The sequence below is a fragment of the Pseudomonas sp. MPB23 genome, assembly GCF_046605395.1.
Taxonomy (GTDB): domain Bacteria; phylum Pseudomonadota; class Gammaproteobacteria; order Pseudomonadales; family Pseudomonadaceae; genus Aquipseudomonas.
In genome coordinates, this window is record NZ_CP176771.1 from 4,687,877 (window position 1) to 4,705,782 (window position 17,906).

The window sequence follows — 17,906 nt, forward strand, 5'->3', positions numbered from 1 at the left end:
AACCACAGGTAGGAGCAAGCCCCCTTCCCCCCCACACAAATCCCATTGTGGGAGGGGCTTGCTCCCGATAGCGGTGCATCGGTCAAGCAGGTATTGGCTGACCCACCGTCATCGGGAGCAAGCCCCCTCCCACATTTTTAACCGGGTTCCGGCTATATGATCGCTTTGCCTGGGCTTTTGATCCGGGCTGGACTGGCTGATACACACAGATCCCATTGTGGGAGGGGCTTGCTCCCGATAGCGGTGCATCGGTCAAGCAGGTATTGGCTGACCCACCGTCATCGGGAGCAAGCCCCCACATTTTTAACCGGGTTCCGGCTATATGATCGCTTTGCCTGGACTTTTGATCTGGGCTGGACTGGCTGATACACACAGATCCCATTGTGGGAGGGGCTTGCTCCCGATAGCGGTGCATCGGTCAAGCAGGTATTGGCTGACCCACCGTCATCGGGAGCAAGCCCCTCCCACATTTTTAACCGGGTTCCGGCTATATGATCGCTTTGCCTGGACTTTTGATCTGGGCTGGACTGGCTGATACACACAGATCCCATTGTGGGAGGGGCTTGCTCCCGATAGCGGTGCATCGGTCAAGCAGGTATTGGCTGACCCACCGTCATCGGGAGCAAGCCCCCACATTTTTAACCGGGTTCCGGCTATATGATCGCTTTGCCTGGGCTTTTGATCCGGGCTGGACTGGCTGATACACACAGATCCCATTGTGGGAGGGGCTTGCTCCCGATAGCGGTGCATCGGTCAAGCAGGTATTGGCTGACCCACCGTCATCGGGAGCAAGCCCCCACATTTTTAACCGGGTTCCGGCTATATGATCGCTTTGCCTGGGCTTTTGATCCGGGCTGGACTGGCTGATACACACAGATCCGATTGTGGGAGGGGCTTGCTCCCACATCAGAGGTACCCCCACAGAGGCATATGAACCGCGCGGCAAGCGGCCTACCATGCCCGGTCAGCGGAGGCCTTTATGCTCACCCATCCCCACATCGTCCTAACCCTGCGCAGGCATCACCTGTTCAGTCAGCTCCCGGAAAAAACCTTCCAGGACGTCTGCACCCTGGCCAGCCTCAAGCGTCTGCCCAATCACACCCCGCTCATGCATCAGGGCGATGCTGCCGACCGGTTCTTCCTGCTGGTCAGCGGTCAGATCAAACTGCACCGCGTCACCGGCGAAGGCCAGGAGCACTTGGTGGAGGTCATCCAACCCGGCCAGACCTTCGCCGAAGCCCTGTTGTTCACCCAGGCCAAGGCGTACCCGGTCAGCGCCACTGCGCTCAAGGACAGTGTCCTGGTCAGTATCGAAGGCCAGCACTACCGCCGCGCCCTGGAAGACCAGCCCAAGATCTGCCTGGCGATCCTGGCGAGCATGAGCATCCACCTGCATCAGCGCCTCAAGGACATTGACACCCTGACCCTGGCCAACGCCAGTCGCCGGGTGATCAATTTCCTCTTCCAGGAGCGCGATGCCGTCAGCGGCGAGGTGGTATTGCAGGTGCCCAAGCGCCTGGTGGCGTCGAAGCTGGGGATCCAGCCGGAGACCTTTTCAAGGATCCTGCACCGGCTGGTGGAAGGCGGGTTGATCGAGGTGCAGCGGCGCACCATTCGGATCCTGTGCGAGAAAGGCTTGATGGGCTATCAAGCCGGGTGAGTCAGTGCCCGCTGTGGGCCATCCCGGCGGGTTGCTGCAACAACGCCAGGTCAATCTGCTCGAATCGCAACACCCGCCCACCGCTGTCGGCCGCGACCTTCTGCGCTTTCGCCTCATCGGCAAACGAGGCCAGCACCACGCCCATCGCGCCCTTGAGCCCGGTGCCGATCACGTAAAAGGCGCGGCGGGCGTCGATCAGGTGAGTGTCGTTCGGCGAGTCCCACTGGCTGCGACCCATGTCATGCACGTACAGCTTGGCGTCGTCATGGTGGTTTTCCGGTTGCAGCCACCAGCCGAGCATTTCGGCGGTGGAGCAGAATTTCTTCACCCCGCTCCGCTCCACCACTTGGCCCTTGGGCCCGGGAAATTGGTTGATCACCATGCCGCAGACGTGGCACTCATCGTTGGGATGAAACGCCACCGGCGATTCGCTGAAGCTCGACTCCGGCTCCTTGTCGCAGGCGGTCACCAACAAGCCGACCAGCAAGGCCGCCAATACCCGTGTCTTGAACCCCATATCACTCACTCCAACCGTCATAAAAAATCCTCACGCCGCACGGCGCCGAAACAGCGCGTAGGCCAGCGCCAACGGCACGCCCACCCACGCCAGCAAACACGCCCACAAGGCCAGCGGCGGCACGGCCAGGTCCGAGCCCAGGGCCATGACGCCCATCGACTGTGTGCCGCTGTCGAAACCGGACAGGTTGATCAACCGGTACACGTCGGTGGGATTGAGCAACAGCAACCAGGGCAATCCCTGCGGACTGAACTGGCCCTTGCCGACCACCAGCAGGGCCAGCAGCGCCAGGTCGAAGACCAGCACAAAGAAGAACCACACGCCCAGCGCCAGGCCGGCGGCCGTGGACTTTTCCGCGCACAGGCTGCTCAGGCCGTATGCCAGCCCGAGAAACACCCAGCCCAGCAAGGTCGACGTCAGCATGAACCGGCCAAAGGCCCAGAGCAGCAGGCCCAATTGCACGTCATCGACCAGCAGCGCAATGGCGAGCATCGCGCAGCCAAAGCCGAGTACCGTGGCCAGCGCCAGGATCAGCCCATGGCCGACGAACTTGCCGAGCAGGATCTGCCCGCGCCCCAGGGGATAGGTGAGCAGCAGCAACAAGGTGCCGCTTTCGTCTTCGCCGACGATCGCGTCATAGGCCAGCAGCAGCGCGATCAGCGGCATCAGGAAGGTCGCCAGGCTGGCCAGGCTGGCGATGGTCGCCGCAATCGAGGTGAAGCCCAGTTGCCCGGCGGCGGCGGCGCCCAGCCAGGCAATGCCGATGGCCAGCACCGCAAACAACAGGCTGATCGCCAACAGCCAACGGTTACGCAGGCCGTCGCAGAATTCCTTGCGAGCCATGTTCCAGATCGGGCTCATAACGCCGCCTCCGGTGCCGTGACCAGCGCGCGGTCCATGTAGTGGCGGTAGAGGTCCTCCAGGGACGGCGCCAGGATTTCCACGTCGCTGGGGTTGTCCTCGGCCAGCAGTTGCCGCAGCAGTTGCACCTTGCTGCCGTTATGCGCCGCCACTTGCAGCCCTTCGACGCCCCAGCGCCGGGTCACGTGGCCGGCGGCGCTCCAGCGTTGTTGTAACAGCTCGGCGCGCTGCAGGCCGCTGCTGCGGATCAGCGTCGGCAAACCGGCCTCGGCGCGCAACTGCGCGAGGCTGCCCAAGGCCAGCAGGCGGCCCTGGGTGAGAATCGCCGCGCGGTTGATATGCGCCTCGACACCCGGCAGCACGTGGGAGCACAGGATGATGCTGGCCCCCCCGGCGCGCAGGCGGTCGAGCAGGCGATACAGGTCCTGGGTGGCGAACGGGTCGAGGCCCACGGTGGGTTCGTCGAGCAGCAACAGGCGTGGCTCGCCGAGCAAGGCCTGGGCCAACCCCAGACGCTGGCGCATGCCTTTGGAGTAGGTCTTGACCCGCCGCCCCGCCGCCGCGCTCAGGCCAACGTCGTCGAGCAGGCGGTCGACCTGATGCATCGGCGCGCCCTTGAGCCGGGCGAAGTGGCGCAGGGTTTCGACGCCGCTCAACTGCGGGTAGAACGTGACGTTTTCCGGCAGGTAACCGAGCCAGCGGCGCACATGGGGATCACTCGGCGCACGCTCGAACACCCGCACCTGGCCGCTGCTGGCGCGCAGCAGGCCGAGCACCAGTTTCATCGCCGTGGTCTTGCCGGCGCCGTTGTGCCCGAACAAGCCCAACACTTCCCCGGCGGCCAGGCTCAGGTTCAGGTCGTGCAGCACCGTGGTACGCCCATAGCGCTGGCTGACGCCTTCGATCTCGACGACATTCATCATGCAGGTTCCTTCTGGGTGGGGGCTTGCATCAGCGGGTGGCGGTCCATCACGCCCGGCGACTTGATCACCGGAAACGCGCGTTGCACCCAACGCAGCAACTCGATACCGGGGCTGTTCATCAACAGCCGCACCTGGGGGTACAGCCACAGCAGGCGGTCGACGTTGTCGTTGGGCTCGTACGCCACATCGCCGAGGCCATCGCCGTCGCGGTCCCAACCGAGGTAGTCGCTCCAGTAGTTGCCCCGGCCATCCGCCGACCATTCCTGCAAGCGGCTGGCGACGTATTTGACCTGGCGCTGGTTGTCGACGAAGGCGTTGCCGGCGATGCGGTTGTCTTCGGAGCCGGCGGTCAGGTGAATGCCCACCGCGCTGCGCGCGAAGCGGTTGTGTTCGATGCGGTTGAACAGCGAGTTGTAGATGAACAGCGCCTTGCCTTCGCCGCCGGCGATCATGGTGTCGCCGGTGGAGCCGTCGCGCACATCGGTGACGACGTTGTCCTGCAAGGTCGAATAGGTGATGTAGTTCATCAGGATGCCGTAGTTCTGGTCCTGTTCGGAGCGGTTGCCGATCACCGTCAGCTTGCGGCTTTGCATCAGGGCGTAGCCGGTGCGGGTGCGGCGGGTGGTGTTGCCCAGGACCTGGTTGTCGTTGGAGAACATGTAGTGGATGCCGTAGCGCAGGTCTTCGAGGGTGTTGCCTTGCAGCAGATTGCCGTTGGAGGTGTCGATGTAGATGCCGTCGCGGGTCTCGCGCACCTGGTTATCGACGACGCGCGCGCCGTGCACCGCGTACAGGTGGATGCCGTTGCCGCGGTCCTGGGAGCGGATCGAGGGATCGCCCTGGAGGCGGTTGCCGATCAGGCTCACGTCCTCGGTGCCATCGACCCAGATACCGAAGCCCGGACCTTGCAGACGGTTGCCGCGCAACTGCGCGCGCGCGGCGTTGGGCTGGATGAAGATGCCGGCATTCATGGCCGTGAGGTCGCGCCCCCAATCGAGGAACGTGCAGCCCTGGACGCTGACGTCCGGGGCGCTGATGAGCAGGCCATTGCCCTGCCCTTCGGCCTGGAAAACCGCACCGGGGTCGCAGGTCAGGTCAAGGGGTTGGTCGATGCGGAAGGTGCCGCGGTATTCGCCGGCGGGGAGGCGCCAGTGGTTGGCGCCGGCGGCTTGCAGGGGCAAGTCGGTGACGGGGCGCACGGCAGCGTTCACCCCGGACGAGAGCAGTACGAGCCCTATCAAGGTGATGAGTGATCGAGCCACAGTGATGTCCTTGTGAGCGAAATGAGGGTAGGCGCGAGCTGGCTCGCGCCTACAGGGGTCAGGCGTGCTCGACCTTCATCCGCCCGACCATCTCCATGTGCAGCGCATGGCAGAACCAGCTGCAGTAGTACCAATGCAGCCCCGGCTTGTCGGCGATGAACGTGATCGACGAAGTCTGCTGTGGGCTGATCTCCATGCTCACGCCGTGGTTGACCATGACAAAGCCGTGGGTCACGTCCTCGATCATGTCGATGTTGGTGATGGTCACGGTGACCTCATCGCCCTGCTTGACGGTGAACTCCCCCAGGCCATAGGCCGGGGCCATGGAGGTCATGTACACGCGCACCTTCTTGCCGTCGCGGATCACCTTGTTATCGGTTTCCAGCTTGATGCCGTCCTTGGCGGCGATGGCCACGGTCTCGGCGAAGAACGGGTCGTTACGCTCCCAGATTTTCTTGGTCGTGATCTGGTCGCGGCGCGCCATCACACAGTCGTGGGGTTCGGCGAAGGCCGGGCCGTCGTGGACCAGTTTCATCTCGTCGCCGGAGATGTCGATCAACTGGTCGTTCTCGGGGTGCAGCGGGCCGGTGGGCAGGAAGCGGTCCTTGGAGAACTTGCTCAGCACCATCAGCCATTGGCCGTCGGCGTCGCGGGTTTCGGTCAGCGACGCATGGTTATGGCCCGGCTGGTACTGCACATCGAGCTTCTGCTTGATGTAGTTGACCTTCTCGCCGCCATAGGCGCGGATGGCGGCGGCGATATCCCACTTGACCACCTGGCTGTCGATGAACAGCGTGGTGTAGGCGTTGCCGCGTCCGTCGTAGGTGGTGTGCAACGGCCCCAGGCCGAGTTCCGGTTCACCGACCACCACGCCGCGCGGGTCGGCGATCTTGCCGCTGAACAGGTCGTCGAGCTTGTCGATGGCGATGATGGTGCAGGTCGGCGACAGCTTGCCGTTGGCGATGAAGTACTTGCCATCCGGCGAGGTGTTACAGCCGTGGGGGTTCTTCGGCACCGGGATGTAGCGGGTGAATTCGCTGTCCTGACCGTCCTCGGACTTGCGCCCGTCCACCACCGGCACCTTGACCCCGTCCACACTGATGAACTTGCCGGCCTTGATCGCCGCTTCGATGCGCGGGATGTTGAACACCACCACCCAGTCGCGCTCGTTGCGCATCATGCCGGCCAGGTCAGTGGCCTTTTCCGAGTTGTAGCAGGTGGCCGCCGCGTACTTGCCGGTGTAGTCCATGTCGGCGTTGTCGAGGTTGCCGTCGACGATCACCTGGAAGGCCATCTCCATTTTCTCGGCGTCGATGGCGTTGAACATGGTGAAGCTGGTGCGATCCTTCAGGTCGAAGCTGTGGCCGTCATTGGGGTGCGGGATGATGAATTCGGCGTTGCAGAACACGTACTTGGTGTAGGGCACTTTTTGCAGGCGCAGGCCGTGGATGGCCTGGACGTTCGGGACGGTGAGGATCTTGTCGCACTTCATGATGTCCAGGCGGATGCGCGCCACCCGGCTGTTGGCCTTGTCATTGATGAACAGGTACTTGCCGTCGTAGTGGCCATCGGTGGTGGACAAGTGCGGGTGATGGCAGTCGCCGTTGGCGTACTTGGCGCCTTCGCCGAGGATGCGCTTGCTCTCGTTGGTCAGGCCCCAACCGGTGGCCGAGTCGATGTTGAACACCGGGATGCGCATCAGCTCGCGCATCGACGGGATGCCCAGCACCCGCACTTCGCCCTGATGGCCGCCGCTCCAGAAGCCGTAGTAATCGTCGAGTTGTCCGGGCTCGATATGGATTTTCGACTTGGCGTCCTTGGCCGCCGCCGCGAAGGACTCACGGGTAAACACTGCGCCGCCGAGGGCCGATGCACCGGCCAGCACGGCGCCGGTCACCGCACCGGTGCCGAGGAAACCGCGCCGGGTCAGGCCGCCGTGTGTGTCGTCTGTATCGCTCATGGGTTGCTCCTTCAAGTGTTGGGATTGATCTGCACTACGGGGATCTGTGCGGGCGCCGCTTTGTTGCGTTTCTTGCGCTTATTGATCAGCGGCGGGCACTTGTTTTCGTTGTGCCAGGTCATCTGGCAGTCGAGGCAGTAGTGGCATTCGTTGGCGTTGATATGGCCGTCCGGGTGGATCGCCTGGATCTCGCATTCCTTCGCGCACAACTGGCACGGGTTGCCGCATTCCTGGCGGCGCTTGAGCCAGTCGAACAGGCGGAACTTGCTGGGGATCGCCAGCGCGGCGCCGAGGGGGCACAGGTAGCGGCAGTAGACTTTGCGGGTGAACAGGTTGATCACCAGCAACGCCACGGCGTAGAGCACGAACCACCACTGGCGGTCGAACTTGAGGGTGATGGCGGTCTTGAACGGTTCCACTTCGGCGAAGCGTTCGGCGGTGGCCATGGACTCCAGGGACAGGCCGAACAGCACCAGCAGGATCAGGTACTTGATCGCCCACAGCCGCTCATGCACTGCGAAGGGCAATTCGAACTGGCGGATCTTCAGGCGCCGCGCCGCTTCGTTGAGCAGCTCCTGCAGCGCGCCGAACGGGCACAGCCAGCCGCAGAACACCCCGCGCCCCCACAGCAGGATGCTGGCGGCGGTGAACACCCAGAGCATGAAGATCAGCGGGTCGGTGAGGAACAGCTCCCAGCGGAAGTCCTGGACCAGCGCATGCACGAAGGTCAGCACGTTGACCACCGACAACTGCCCCAGCGCATACCAGCCGATGAACCCCACGGTGAATACCAGGTAGCCGCGGCGCAGCCAGTGCAGCAAGCGCGGGCGCCGGGCCAGGCTGTCCTGCAGGAACAGGATCGTGGTGAGCAGCAGCAGCGCGACGCCGAGCACCAGCACCTGGACCTGCTTCTGGTACCAGATGCTCAGCCACAGCGGACGGTTGGCCTCGTCAATTGCAGCCTGTTCCGCCGCCGTGGGCAGTGGCCGTTCCAGGTACTGTTCCGGCATCTGGTAGGGCAACTCGAAACTGCTGAAGGTGCCGCTGACCGGACCGGTCTGGCGCCGCACCAGCAGCTCCAGGGTCCAGGCCGAGCCGGGGTCGAAGCCGGCCTGCGCACGCACGATGAATATCGACATCTCGTCGAAGGCCGGCATGCCCTCGGCATAGGCATCGTCGATGCGCTGGTGGTCGAGGTCGCGAAAGCTGATCACGTTGCCGAACTGGCGCAACTGCACCCGATCGAAAATCCCGCCGCGCACATAGCCCGACCCCTTGAACGAAAACCGCCCACGGCCGAGCACGGCAATCGCCTGCTCACCGGGTTTGAGCGCCTGCATCAAGCGTTGGTAGTGGGCATCGCCCAACAGGTTGCGGCCGATAGTCGGCGGATTGATGTCGGCCACATAGAGGTCGATGAAGGTTTCATCGGGCGCCTCGCCAGCTTCGGCGGCGGTGTCCTTGAAGGCGGCGTCGACCTGGCCACGGGTCAGGAGCAGGCGACGAATCGCGCCGTTGCCGGTCAACTGCGCCCAGGTGGCGGGGGCGAACACATCGGTGCGGATCAACGCGACTTTCTGCGCGGTGGCTGCCGTGTCGTCGATCAACTTGAGCGACACCGCCACCTCGCGCGCCGCGCGCATCACCCCTTCATTGACCACCATGGCGGTGACGGTCGCGCCGGCAATCGCATCCACCGTCACCGCCTTGGGGTCGCTGGAATGCCCGACCACCACGCGCTGGCGCACATCGACGCCGGCGTAGTGCGCGGTGAATTCGTGGAGTTTGACCTCGGGAATGCCGATCAACAGGATCGGCTCGTGATGCTCCAGCACGTAGGCATCGCGGATCACACCGGCGGTGTCGAGGATGACCTGGGTATTGATCGGCTTGCCCGAATAGGCCGGGATCGCCAGCACGTCGAGGCTCTGGAACACATAGCCGATGGGCTTGCCGGCCGCGCTGAGCGTACGCACCTTGAACCGCCCCTCGGGGGCCGACACTGCATCGTGCTGGGGGAAGGTCTTGTCGATGCGCTGCTGTTCGAGGTCACCGTAAGGCTGGGCCTGGGCACTGGCGACGATCAGCATCAGCAGCACTGACGTGACCAGCCAGCGAAGTGTCAGGTGCGAGGAGCGAGCCATGGGATCCCTTCGGTGATGACGCGGAAGACGGGATCGATGGTAGTTGCGGGGATAGCCAGTGGCCCTTGATTGAAATCAAGTTGCTTATAGGGGGGTGATTGGGGGTTGAGGTTGGGTACATATCCGTTGCTTCGGTAACGGCCGCTATGGGTTCCGCCCTTACGGCGGGTCACTTTTGGAAAGAGCCCAAAAGTAACCAAAAGGCTCTTGCCCCAACACTCGGCACCTCGCCTAGGCTCGGTAAGCGCGCAACCACCGCCGGCGGTGACCTAAACCGCTACCCCCCGCCCGGCGCGTTCGAGGTTGCGCCACAACCAGGGCGGTAGTACGTCGGGGTCGAGGCTGTCGATCAGGTTTTTCAAGCCCAATCCCAACTCCGTGTCCCCTTCGATCACCAAGCGTCGCCGAAAGAACAACGTATCCGGGTCTTCCTGGCGGCTGGCCAGCAATAAAAACTCTCGCCAGTTGCCGCTGATGCTCACCTGCGCTTCGGCTTTTTCAGCGATGCGCAGGCCCTCGCGCGCCAGGGTCAGGTACCAGCACAACCCCAGGTCGGGAATGCGCAGGCACAACCAGCGCCCACGCAGCAGGTCGAACCCGCCGTCGCGCAGCGGTTGCGCCAGGCTGCGGTTGAGGGCCTGTTGCAAGGCCAGGCGCTGCACGCCAAAAGGCACGTGGCGGATCAAGGGGAGGAAGCGGTCGGCGCCCTTGAGCAGCCATTGTTTGCGACTCAGCACAGGCCCACCTCCTCGACCCGCAGCATGCCGGCCTGGCCATGCCAGTAGCCGTTGCAGCCGCCGACGAACAGCGGCGGCGCGGCGCCCTGGCGGACCTGGTCGAACGCCTGGACCACCTCCACCATGCCTTCGGCCCGCGGGCTCAGGCGCAGCAGGTCGGCGCCGCTGTTCACCAATCCCGGGTAGTCGGCCAGCAGGTTGGTGACATCGGCCGACATCGTCTGGATGCCGTTCAAGGTGAACAGCGCCTGCCCTTCCTGGCTGGTCAACGCCATGCCGTCGGGGTAGTTGAGGCAGCAGAACTGGCAATCGTCCTTGGGCCGGTTCTCGGCGCGGGCGGTGAAGCAGCGCGCCGAGTACGCCAGGGGCAGATGGCCGTAGGCGAAGATTTCCACCTCGGGCAGCGGCCGTCCGAGTTCGCGCACTTGCGCCAAAACATCGGCGATCAAGCCCTGGGAGCATTCCACCGGCGGCACCCAGCGCACCATGCCCGCGTCGAGCAATTGCACCAGGGCGTGGCCGTTGTAGAGGTTGAGCGCCGGGCCGCCGACGAAGGGCAATTTGCGCTCGATCAGCATCTGCACCGCACCCATGTCGTTGGCTTCCACCAACAGTTCGCCGTTGTCGCACAGGCGCCGCAGGCTCGACAGTTCGGAGGCGGCTTCGATCAGGGTCAGGCTCGACAACACGATCTGCGCCTGGCTGCACGCCTGCAATTCGCGGCCCAGCCCCAGCCAGTGATCCAGGGACAGCGCGCGGCGTTTGGCGCACACGGTTTCCCCCAGGTAAATCACGTCCAGGGGCAAACCGGACATGTCCGAATAGAAGCGCCCCAAGTGTTCCTTATCCCAATAAAACAGCACCGGTCCCAGGCTGAGTTTCATCTGTGTCTCCTCACTGCCACGCACGATGGTAGGCGCCGAGCGTGGTCTGGCTGCCTTCGGATAACCCGGCCAACACCTGGCGCCACTGGTCCTTGACCACAAAACCGGCCGGCGCGCTGCGGTGGGCGTCCAGCGCGGCGCGCCAGACTCGGGTGACTTGTTCTACATAAGCCGGGCTGCGTTGCCGGCCTTCGATCTTGACCGCCGCGACACCGATGGCGCTGAGTTCCGGCAGCAGGTCGAGGGTGTCGAGGCTGGTGGGTTCCTCCAGCGCATGAAAGCGCTTGCCGCCGACCAGGAAACGGCCTTTGCACAGGGTCGGGTAGCCGGCGGGCTCGTCCGGGGTGTAGCGGTCGATCAACACGTCGCTCAGGCGTGCGCTCAGCCCCGTGGCGTCCTCGCTCCAGCGCACCGCCTTGGCCGGCGAACACACGCCGCACAGGTTGGGCGACTCGCCAGTGATGTAGGACGACAAGTGACAACGCCCCTCGGCCATGATGCACAGGCTGCCGAAGCCGAAGACTTCGATCGGCACCGGGCTGCTGGCGGCCACTTGCTTGACCTGGGCCAGGGACAGCACGCGCGGCAACACCGCGCGCCGAATGCCGTAGCGCTCGGCATAGAACTTCAGCGCCGCCGCGTGGGTGGCCGAGCCCTGCACCGACAGGTGCAAAGCCATGTGTGGGTGCTGACGGGCGGCGTAGTCGAGCACGCCGGGGTCGGCGGCGATCAACGCGTCCACGCCGTGGTCCGCCGCGCGGTCGACCGCGCGTTGCCAGCGCGCCCAGATCTTCGGTTGCGGGTAGGTGTTGACCGCCACATACAGCTTGCGCTGGTGCTGGCGAATAAAGGCGACGGCACCGTCGAACTGTTTGTCGTCCATGTTCAGCCCGGCGAAATGCCGGGCGTTGGTGTCATCGCGAAAGCCGACATACACCGCATCGGCGCCTTGGCGCACCGCGGCTTTGAGCGCAGGCAGGTTGCCTGCGGGGCAGACCAGTTGCATGGGGGTTCCTCACTGAAATTCGGCAAAAGACAAAAAGGCCACCGGCGCGTCCCTGGCCACCAACTGCTCGCGTTCGACGATCACCAGGCCGTCGGCCCAGCACGCCGCGGTGAGCATGGCCGAGCTTTGCTGGGGATGCAGGACCGCGCGCAATTGCCCGTCCTCATCGGGCACCAGGCGCGCGCGCAGGTACTGACGGCGCAGGTTGGGCTTGGGCCATTCAAAACCGGCCGGCACCGGGATCGGCACCGGCAGCACCCGCTCCACACCCTGGGCGCGCAACAGGAACGGACGCACCACCACCAACGCCGTGATCAGTGCCGCCGACGGGTTGCCCGGCAACCCCAGCCACGGTTTGCCGGCCACGTTGCCAAACGCCAGGGGCTTGCCGGGCTGGATCGCCAGGCGCCAGAAGTCGACGCGGCCGAGTTCTTCGATGGCCTGTTTGAGATGGTCCTCCTCCCCCACCGACACACCGGCGGAGGTCAGCAGCACGTCGCATTCGGACGCCGCCAGGGCCAGCGCATCGCGGCTGGCGGCCAGTTCGTCGGCCATCACCCCATAGTCATAGACCTCCACGCCCCAGCCGCGCAGCAACGCGGCCAGGGCATGCCGGTTGCTGTTGTAGATCTGCCCCGGCACCAGCGCCTCGCCCGGTTCGCGCAGTTCGTTGCCGCTGCTGAGCAGGCACACCCGCAGCGGGCGATAGACTTTCAAGCGCGGGATGCCGGCCGAAGCAAGCAGGCCGATGTCCTGGGCGCGCAGGCGTTTGCCGACGGCGATCAGGGTCTGGCCGCGGCGCAATTCTTCACCCTGCTTGCGCACGTGTTCGCCGGCACGCACCGGCGGGCACCAGATGCGCTGGCCATAGCTGCGGCAGCGTTCCTGGGGCACCACCGTGTCCGCGCCGGGCGGCAACGGCGCGCCGGTGAAGATGCGCACCGCCTGCCCGGCCTGCACGTTCGCGGTGCTGTGCTGCCCGGCGGCGATGCGCCCGGCGAGCATCAGGTAGCCGCCCTCCGCCGGCACGTCCTCGGCGCGCAGGGCGTAGCCGTCCATGGCGCTGTTGTCGAAGCCGGGCAAGTCCAGCGGCGAGAACAGCTCTTCGGCGATGACCCGCCCCAGCGCCAGCTCCAGACCGATCACTTGGGTGGCGGGCGGCGGCGGTGCCTGGGCCAGCAGCGTGGCAATCGCCTCGTCCACCGGCATCAGGTGCCCGCTGTCACACACCGAGGTGCTCATGACCGCGCCTCGCAGGCCTGCAGGATTTGCTCGACCTGAGGCTTGAGGTGCGGCACGAAATTGCACGGGCCGGTGCGGCTGTCCAACTGCCCGACGAGGATCTGGTCCCAGGCGGTTCGACACGCGCCCGGCGAGCCCGGCACGCAGCACACCAGCACGCCGTTGCTGAGGCCGGCCAAGGCGCGGGACTGCAAGGTCGAGGTGCCGATTTCGGCCAGGGACACCTGGCGGAACAGTTCACCGAAACCGTCCACCTGCTTGTCCAGCAACGGCAGCACCGCCTGAGGCGTGTTGTCGCGCGCGGTGAAGCCAGTGCCGCCGGTCATCAGCACCACTTGCACGTCGGGGTCGGCGATCCACAGCGAAACCTGGGCGCGGATCTGGTAGATATCGTCGATCACCAGGCCACGGTCGACCAACACATGCCCGGCGCCCTGGAGGCGGTCCACCAGGGTCTGGCCGGAGGTGTCGGTGTCGAGGGTACGGGTGTCGCTGATGGTCAGGACGGCGATGTTCAGGGGCACGAAATTGCGTTGTTTCAAATGGGCCATGATCAAGGCTCCAGGTGTGAAGAAAGTGATCGTCAGCCTGCGCCGCAACGGGCGCAGGGCCTATTCCTCGAAGGAGGTACCCCGTTCAGGGGGCCAGGCGCGTGCGCTGCCAGGTCGCTTCATGCAAGCGATAGTCGAGGCGGTCGTGCAGGCGGTTGGGGCGGCCTTGCCAGAACTCGATGCGGCGCGGTTGCAGGCAGTAGCCGCCCCAGTGTTCGGGCCGTGGCGGTTGCCGGCCGGCGAAATGCTCGGTGACTTCGCGCAAGCGGGTGTCCAGTTCGCTGCGATGGCTCAGGGCCTGGCTCTGGGGCGAGGCCCAGGTACCCAACTGGCTGGCGGCCGGGCGGACGTCGAAATAGTCGTCCGACAGTTGCTCATCGACTTTCACCACCGGCCCTTCAACGCGCACCTGGCGCTCCAGGCCCGGCCAGAAAAACGTCATGGCGGCGTGGGGATTGTTCGCCAATTCCTGGCCCTTGGCGCTCAGGTAATGGCCAAAAAAGAACAGCCCCTGGGCGTTGAACCCCTTGAGCAGCAGCATGCGGCAATGGGCGTGCCCGTCACGGTCGACCGTGGCCAGAGCCATGCTGTTGGCCTCGGCGGGCGGCACTTCGGTCTTGCGCGCCTGGTTGAGCCACTGGTCGAACAACTCCATGGGATCGGCCGGCACACCCTCATCGCGTAAACCATAAAGGGTGTAGTTACGGCGCAATTGCGCAAGAGACAGGGGCATGGCGCGGTCCTCGAAAAAGTTCGCCACAGTGTGGGAACCCCGACGCTTTTAGCCCTTGACCACGATCAACATTCGTCCGCGGCATGACGACGCACGCGATTACTTGAGGCCCAACCGTCGCGCCAGCTTGTGCAGGTTGCTCGAATCCACCCCCAGCAGACGCGCGGCGCTCGCCCAGTTACCGGTGCAATGCGCCAGGGCCTGGCGGATCTTGTCGCGCTGACACGCATCGACCGCTGCGGCCAGCGGCTGGAACGGCGTGCCGGGCAACGCCGGCGGTTCAAGCACCGGGGTGGCATCGCCCAGGCCCAGCCATTGCGGTTCCAGGCTCATGCCGGGGTGGCTGGCGGCGCGGCACAGCAGCTTTAAAGCCGCGCGGCTGATCACATGTTCCAGCTCGCGCACATTGCCCGGCCAGGCATATCCCCGCAGCGCCCGGCGTGCCGCAGGAGACAGGCACAGCCCGCGCAACCCCAGGCGCGCCCGGTTGAGTTCAACGAAGTGCTCGGCCAACAACAGGATGTCGTCGCCGCGCTCGCGCAGCGCGGGAATCTGCACCGGGTACACGGACAGACGGTGATAGAGGTCGGCACGAAACAAGCCATCACGCACGCTGTCGGGCAGGTGACGGTTGGTGGCGGCGATGATCCGCACATCCACATGCAATGGCCGGTCGGCCCCCAGGCGCTGGATCTCGCCATTTTGCAGGGTGCGCAACAACTTGGCCTGAATGCTCAAGGGCAACTCCCCCACCTCGTCGAGGAACAGCGTGCCGCCATTGGCCGCATCAAAACGCCCTGCGCGGTCATGGCTGGCCCCCGAGAACGCGCCGCGCACATGGCCGAACAATTCGCTCTCGGCCAGCGCCTCCGGCAGCGCCGCGCAGTTGACGTGCACCAGCGGCCGGTGACAGCGCTGCGACTGACGATGCAGGCGGCGGGCGAACAATTCCTTGCCCACGCCGGTTTCGCCCTGCAACAGCACCGGCAGTTCGGTGTGTGCCACTACCGCCAACTCGTCGAGCAACTGCCGTAGCACCTGGCTTTGCCCAAGGATGTCGTCGGACGACACGGTCCCTTCGACCCCGATGGGGTTCGCATTACCCTGGTACAGGCGGGTCATGATCACCTCGACTCACAATAAATTCATAAATATCAACAAGTTATAAATTGGCACGGCAACTGCAATAACCAAGCTATACCGTTACCCCAACGAGGAAACCCGATGAGCCTGAGCCTCTGGAACACCCAACCCCAGGATCAACTGATCGACCACCTGCTGGCGCGTTACCACGCCCGGCACCGTGAGCAACTGCCGGAGCTGATTCGCCTGGCCAGCCGTGTCGAACAGGTCCATGGTCACCACCTGCACTGCCCCAACGGCCTGGCCGATCTGCTGCGCGACATCCAGCAGGAACTGGAGAACCACATGCTCAAGGAAGAACAGGTGCTGTTCCCAATGCTGCAAATGGGCATGGGGCCACAGGCGGCGATGCCGATCCAGGTGATGCGTCACGAGCATGACCAGCACGCAGAAGCGCTGGAGCAACTGTTGGGCCTGACCGACCGCATCACCCCACCGTCAGGCGCGTGCGGTACCTGGCGCAACTTGTATGAGCAACTCACGGCCTTTCATGACGACCTGCGCGAGCACATCCACCTGGAAAACGACGTGTTGTTTGCCCGCGCGGTCAACCCGGTGGCCTGATCAGCGCAGCATCCACTTGGCCAGGATCACGATCAACACCATATGCCCCAGGATGCTGCGACGAATCCACGTCGCACGCCTGGGACTCAGGCGCTGATGCCGCAGCAGGTAGGCCAGCCACAGGTAGTGGCCGATGATGCTCAGCGCCAAGACGATCTTGAGGCTCAGCAGCGCGGCAAAACGGCTGCCCCACGGCACGCTCAACACTCCGCGGTAGTGCCAGGCCAGGCCGATGCCGGCGCCGTACAGCAGCACCACGACGCCATGCAGCACCTGGCGCGAGCGCCGGGCGATGGCGTGGTCGCAGGTGAATTGCGCCGACCAGGCCAACTCCTCACGGGCGCTGTGCCAGATCACCACTTCGAAAAACAGCGTGCCGATAAAAGCAATCGCCGCCAGCAGATGCACGATCAACAGCCACGAATAGAGCATGACGTTCTCCTAACCTGGATGCCCATCGACCCGGGCCTGCCACAGCATCGGGCCATAACGCCACAGGTACAGGCCAAGCCCGAGCGTCCAGCACAACCCGGCCAGCCACAGCGCGGCCAATGGCAACCACAGCACCAGCGCGACGCGGCTCACACACGCCAGGTTGAGCAGGACAAACGCCAGGGTCATCCCGGCCGGCGGCTGCAACGGACGACCGGTATGACCCAGGCTGACGCGGGCGATCATCGCCAGGATCAAGCCGCCCATGGCGCCAATGGTCAACGCATGCACGGCCAGGCTCGGGTTGAGCGGCGCACCGAAATGCCACAGCGCCATGCCCAGGCACGCCACGGCCAGCCACGCATACGCCAGGTGCAACGACCACAGCAGCGGCACGCGCCACAGGCCACGGTCATGCCAGCGCACCAGGCGCAGCAAGTGCCCAAGCCCGAGGCCGGCAAACAACAGGCCGGTCCACAGGTTGGGCGAGAGCGCCGGCCCCGCCGCATAGAGCAGCGCGACCAGCATCGAGGCGCCCAGCAACAGGCGGTCCAGCCACGGCCAGGGCTTGACCGCCTCGACCCGGCCCAGACCGCGCTGGGTGAAGAACGGAATCACCCGGCCGCCGATCAATCCCATCATCGCCGCCACCAGCCACAGGCCGGTCAGCACCGCCTGGCGTTGCAAGCCCGGGTCGTTGCGCAGCAAGCCATACAGCGACAGCACATCGGCCACCGCCAGCAACGTCAGCACCAGCACAATCGGGTAGTTGCGCTTCTGCCGCACCTGCCACAAGGTCCAGCCCATCACACCGGCCACGGCCAGGGGAAAGGCCAGTTCCAGCACCGCCAGCAGCGGCCAATGCAGGTTGAACAACCAGCCCAGGCGCGCCGCCAGCCACAGCCCGGCGAGCAGCGCCAGGGCGTTGCCGCTGATGCCCGGGCGGCCGGTCCAGGTCTGCACCGCCGTGAGCAGGAACCCGGCGATGATCGCCAGGCCAAAGCCGAACAGCAGTTCATGGCGGTGCCAGGCCAGCCAGCCGCCGGCGGGTTGCCAGGCGCCGACGTGGCCGCCAAGGGCCAGCAGCCACAGGGGGATCGCCAGTGCCGCCAACAGGCAGGCACCGAGGAAGAATGGCCGGAAAGCCAGGCGAAACAACGGATGAATCGACATAGCCTTGCGTCGATCGAGCACTTGCATAACACGGCCTCCCTTCAGGACTGCGACGATCTTGCGCTGATGCGTGTGAATTGCCCTTGTCTTAAATCAAGTCGCCATCCAAGCCAA

The 17,906-nt window shown here is 64.8% G+C and carries 15 protein-coding genes and 2 pseudogenes; 2 read left to right on the forward strand and 15 right to left on the reverse strand.

From position 1 onward, the window contains the following. Nucleotides 1-979 precede the first annotated feature (979 nt). Nucleotides 980-1,660, forward strand: coding sequence for a Crp/Fnr family transcriptional regulator (locus ACLH0J_RS21030; RefSeq protein WP_411388848.1), 681 nt, complete (start codon nucleotides 980-982; stop codon nucleotides 1,658-1,660). Between the two features lies 1 nt (nucleotide 1,661). On the opposite strand, the gene ACLH0J_RS21035 is transcribed toward ACLH0J_RS21030, so the two are convergent. From ACLH0J_RS21035 to norR, 13 genes and pseudogenes are all read right to left on the reverse strand, one after another. After that, nucleotides 1,662-2,177: a nitrous oxide reductase accessory protein NosL gene (locus tag ACLH0J_RS21035; RefSeq protein ID WP_411388849.1), complete on the reverse strand. Its 516-nt coding sequence runs from the start codon at nucleotides 2,175-2,177 to the stop codon at nucleotides 1,662-1,664. 30 nt (nucleotides 2,178-2,207) lie between these two features. After that, on the reverse strand, nucleotides 2,208-3,038 hold the full coding sequence (locus ACLH0J_RS21040; RefSeq protein WP_411388850.1) for an ABC transporter permease: 831 nt from the start codon (nucleotides 3,036-3,038) through the stop codon (nucleotides 2,208-2,210). Continuing rightward, entirely contained in the window at nucleotides 3,035-3,958 is a 924-nt protein-coding gene (locus ACLH0J_RS21045; RefSeq protein WP_411392869.1) for an ABC transporter ATP-binding protein, read from the reverse strand. Before ACLH0J_RS21045 ends, ACLH0J_RS21040 begins: the two co-directional genes overlap by 4 nt. Beyond that, a complete protein-coding gene (locus ACLH0J_RS21050) occupies nucleotides 3,958-5,229 on the reverse strand; it encodes a nitrous oxide reductase family maturation protein NosD (RefSeq protein ID WP_411392870.1) in 1,272 nt (423 codons plus the stop codon). Before ACLH0J_RS21050 ends, ACLH0J_RS21045 begins: the two co-directional genes overlap by 1 nt. Before the next feature lie 52 nt (nucleotides 5,230-5,281). Further along, complete coding sequence (nosZ, locus tag ACLH0J_RS21055; RefSeq protein WP_411388851.1) at nucleotides 5,282-7,183, reverse strand: TAT-dependent nitrous-oxide reductase; 1,902 nt, start codon at nucleotides 7,181-7,183, stop codon at nucleotides 5,282-5,284. An 11-nt stretch (nucleotides 7,184-7,194) separates the two neighbouring features. Next, on the reverse strand, nucleotides 7,195-9,327 hold the full coding sequence (gene nosR / locus ACLH0J_RS21060) for a transcriptional regulator NosR (RefSeq protein WP_411388852.1): 2,133 nt from the start codon (nucleotides 9,325-9,327) through the stop codon (nucleotides 7,195-7,197). 269 nt (nucleotides 9,328-9,596) lie between these two features. Then, the gene (locus tag ACLH0J_RS21065) at nucleotides 9,597-10,064 is read right to left on the reverse strand and encodes an SCP2 domain-containing protein (protein ID WP_010564601.1); all 468 of its coding nucleotides are present in this window, start codon (nucleotides 10,062-10,064) and stop codon (nucleotides 9,597-9,599) included. Beyond that, nucleotides 10,058-10,948: a U32 family peptidase gene (locus tag ACLH0J_RS21070; RefSeq protein ID WP_411388853.1), complete on the reverse strand. Its 891-nt coding sequence runs from the start codon at nucleotides 10,946-10,948 to the stop codon at nucleotides 10,058-10,060. Before ACLH0J_RS21070 ends, ACLH0J_RS21065 begins: the two co-directional genes overlap by 7 nt. 10 nt (nucleotides 10,949-10,958) lie before the next feature. Continuing rightward, nucleotides 10,959-11,954, reverse strand: coding sequence for a peptidase U32 family protein (locus ACLH0J_RS21075; RefSeq protein WP_411388854.1), 996 nt, complete (start codon nucleotides 11,952-11,954; stop codon nucleotides 10,959-10,961). Between the two features lie 9 nt (nucleotides 11,955-11,963). Then, nucleotides 11,964-13,196 carry a gephyrin-like molybdotransferase Glp gene (gene glp, locus ACLH0J_RS21080; protein WP_411388855.1) on the reverse strand — a complete coding sequence of 411 codons (1,233 nt, stop codon included), beginning with the start codon at nucleotides 13,194-13,196 and terminating at the stop codon, nucleotides 11,964-11,966. Then, nucleotides 13,193-13,747 (reverse strand): molybdenum cofactor biosynthesis protein B, encoded by a 555-nt coding sequence (gene moaB / locus ACLH0J_RS21085; protein WP_411388856.1) that lies wholly within the window; start codon nucleotides 13,745-13,747, stop codon nucleotides 13,193-13,195. The genes glp and moaB overlap by 4 nt, the downstream gene beginning before the upstream one ends. A gap of 85 nt (nucleotides 13,748-13,832) precedes the next feature. Beyond that, the gene (gene pdxH, locus ACLH0J_RS21090) at nucleotides 13,833-14,480 is read right to left on the reverse strand and encodes a pyridoxamine 5'-phosphate oxidase (protein WP_411388857.1); all 648 of its coding nucleotides are present in this window, start codon (nucleotides 14,478-14,480) and stop codon (nucleotides 13,833-13,835) included. A gap of 99 nt (nucleotides 14,481-14,579) precedes the next feature. Next, a pseudogene (gene norR, locus ACLH0J_RS21095) lies at nucleotides 14,580-15,539 on the reverse strand (nitric oxide reductase transcriptional regulator NorR); the annotation flags it as partial. 198 nt (nucleotides 15,540-15,737) lie between these two features. Here norR and ACLH0J_RS21100 point away from each other — a divergent pair. Beyond that, a pseudogene (locus ACLH0J_RS21100) lies at nucleotides 15,738-16,187 on the forward strand (hemerythrin domain-containing protein); the annotation flags it as partial. Here ACLH0J_RS21100 and ACLH0J_RS21105 read toward each other — a convergent pair. Together ACLH0J_RS21105 and ACLH0J_RS21110 are read right to left on the reverse strand one after the other, a co-directional pair. After that, a complete protein-coding gene (locus ACLH0J_RS21105; RefSeq protein WP_411388858.1) occupies nucleotides 16,188-16,619 on the reverse strand; it encodes a hypothetical protein in 432 nt (143 codons plus the stop codon). Nucleotides 16,620-16,628: 9 nt separating this feature from the next. After that, complete coding sequence (locus ACLH0J_RS21110) at nucleotides 16,629-17,819, reverse strand: NnrS family protein (RefSeq protein ID WP_411388859.1); 1,191 nt, start codon at nucleotides 17,817-17,819, stop codon at nucleotides 16,629-16,631. Nucleotides 17,820-17,906 lie beyond the last annotated feature (87 nt).